The following is a 2524-nucleotide window of genomic DNA, read 5'->3' as shown; positions in this document are numbered from 1 at the left end:
GTATTTCGCGTTTCCAAGAAACGCGCCTGTGCCCGCGATCTTCCGCTACGCGGGCGGCCGCGAGCGCACGGTCAACACGCAAACTCCTGAAGACGGCGTGATCCGCGTCAGCGGCGTGAACCGCCAATGGGTCCTGCGACTGGGCGAAGAGGTGGTCTGCATCGAGGCGATCCCGCCCGCGGAGGCCGCCTCATGAGCGATACCGAGAATACCGAGCTGGAAAAGCGCCTCGCCGCCCTGGAGAAAGGCAGTGCCCGGGCCCCCATAGCGGCGCAGCGCCGGTCGCCCCTTCTCGCGCTGATCGTGATCCTCGTCATCGGCGCGGGTGGTGCCCTGCTTTATCTCCTCTCACAGCCCGACGAAGAGGAAGCCTTGCCGACGGCCACCCCGGACGTCTTCCAAAACGAGGGGGACGGCTTTGGCGCCATCGAGACCTTGCCCCCGCCCGAGCCCGAAGTGGTGTTCGTCGCACCCGATCCGGTCGAGCCCAATGTCGAGCTTCTGGCGCAGATCACCGCCCTGCAGGCCCAGATCGAAGAATTGCGCAACGCCCCCGAGGCGGTCGTCGAGGAAGACACCGCCGCCGCAGAGGCGATCGACGCGCTGACCGCTCAGATTGCGGCGCTACAAGCCGCCTCGGAAGCAGCACAGCAACGATTTCAGGACGAACTGACGGCGCGGGATCGCAGCCTTGAGCAACTCCGCATGGATCTGGAATTGGCCCAACTCGAGGCCAGCCGACCCCAACCCGCGCCAACGGGCCCCACGGAAGATGAGCTGCGCGCGCGCGAAGAAGAGCGACTGCGCCGCGAGGAAGAAGCCCGGCGCATGGCCGAGCTGGAGCGCCGCGCCGCGGAGGAACGCGCCTTCCAGGAGCGGCGCATCACCTCGCCCACCATCGCGTTTGGCGGTGCCTCCGGAGCGAATGAAACGGCTCTGACCGAACGCACTTTTGGCGAGGTGACGGATTTCGTGCTGAACGGGGCGCTGCCCTCGACGGTGACGCAGGCCGAGGTGATCGCCAATCCCTCCAACACCATCATCCAGGGCACCATGATCCAAGCCGTCATGGAAACTGCCCTTGACAGCTCCCTGCCCGGCCAGACCCGTGCCGTGGTGTCCGAAGATGTCTACAGCGTCGATGGCGTGCGCCTCCTGATCCCGCGCGGATCGCGTCTCATTGGGCGTTACCGCGCGGGCGTCGATATCGCGCAGCGCCGCGTCACGATCGCCTGGGACCGGATCATCCTGCCCGCGGGCCAGACCGTCCAGATCAGCTCCTTTGGAGGTGATGAACTGGGCCGTTCTGGCGTCACCGGGCTCATAGACACACGCTTCGCCGAGCGTTTCGGGTCGGCCGCCCTGATCTCGCTGATTTCTGCCGCACCCAGTGCCGCCGCCTCCGAGGTCCAGGATGAGACTGCGGCCGACGTTCTCGAAGACGTGGGCGATGATCTGGCAGATGCCACGGACAGCGTCATAGGCGATTACCTCTCCATCGGCCCCGTCATCTATGTCGACCAGGGCGCCCGCGTCACGGTCATGGTCGACCGCGATCTGGAGATATTCTGAGCCCATGTCGCTGAGCTATCTCGAAACCTCGCTCGACCGGATCGACGCCGCCGCCCGCGGCGATGTCATCGAGATCTGCATCAACCCTGATGGCACCTGCTGGGGCGAATTCCAGGGCGATCACTTCATGCGCGCGCTGGATCAAAGGCTGACGGGCGTTCAGGTCAGGGACCTCGGCAACCAGATCGCCTCCTCGGCCAATACCACGATGAGCAAGGACCGCCCCATCGTCTCAGTCTCGATTACCTACAAGGGGCGCCCGATCCGCGCACAGGTCATCACCCCGCCCGCCGTGCTCTCGGCCATGTCGATCAGCCTGCGGTTCTTCTCAAGCCTGCCTCTTGAGGGCATCGCGCTCGACTTTCTCTATGGCAAGGAGCGCAAGCTCGAAGACCTGCGCCTGGAAAAGAAGCGCGCCTTGCGCGCCGTAGTGGCCGCGGGTTTGATCGATGATGCGCTCGCCTTCTGCGTCGAGAACAAACTCAACATGATCGTCTCGGGTGGCACCTCCACTGGCAAGACCGTCGCCGCGCGCAAGATCCTCTCTCACGTACCGGCTGAGGAACGGATCGTCACCATCGAAGAAGCCGCCGAGCTTCTGCCGACCCAGCCGAATGCCGTGACCCTCATCGCCAATCGCGACGCGGAATTCCAGACCGCCGATGTGCTTCTCACTGCGACGCTGCGCATGCGCCCCGACCGGATCATCCTGGGCGAGGTGCGCGGCAAGGAGGCCATGACCTTTCTGGAAGCCATCAACACCGGCCATGGCGGGTCCATGACCACACTGCATGCCGAAACCCCGCAATTGGCCGTGCAGCGGCTCGCGATCGCGGCACTCAAGACCGAAATCCCGATGACCTATGCCGACATGATCCAGTACATCGAAAATTCCATCGATGTGATCATCCAGGCCGGTCGCCATGACGGCAAACGCGGCATCACCGAATTC

Annotated in this window: 3 protein-coding genes; all 3 read left to right on the top strand. The window is 64.5% G+C overall.

The genetic code is table 11. From position 1 onward, the window contains the following. On the top strand, window positions 1-196 hold a 196-nt coding region (locus AC13C8_RS00285; protein ID WP_482846013.1), incomplete at its 5' end, for a TrbG/VirB9 family P-type conjugative transfer protein. Continuing rightward, a complete protein-coding gene (locus AC13C8_RS00280; protein WP_482846012.1) occupies window positions 193-1572 on the top strand; it encodes a TraB/TrbI/VirB10 family type IV secretion system protein in 1380 nt (459 codons plus the stop codon). The genes AC13C8_RS00285 and AC13C8_RS00280, both read left to right, overlap by 4 nt. Window positions 1573-1576: 4 nt before the next feature. After that, a partial coding sequence (locus AC13C8_RS00275; RefSeq protein ID WP_482846011.1) for an ATPase, T2SS/T4P/T4SS family occupies window positions 1577-2524 on the top strand: 948 nt, incomplete at its 3' end.

The sequence above is a fragment of the Aliiroseovarius sp. B-4 genome, assembly GCF_056857795.1.
This window is presented reverse-complemented; position numbering and strand designations above follow the sequence as displayed.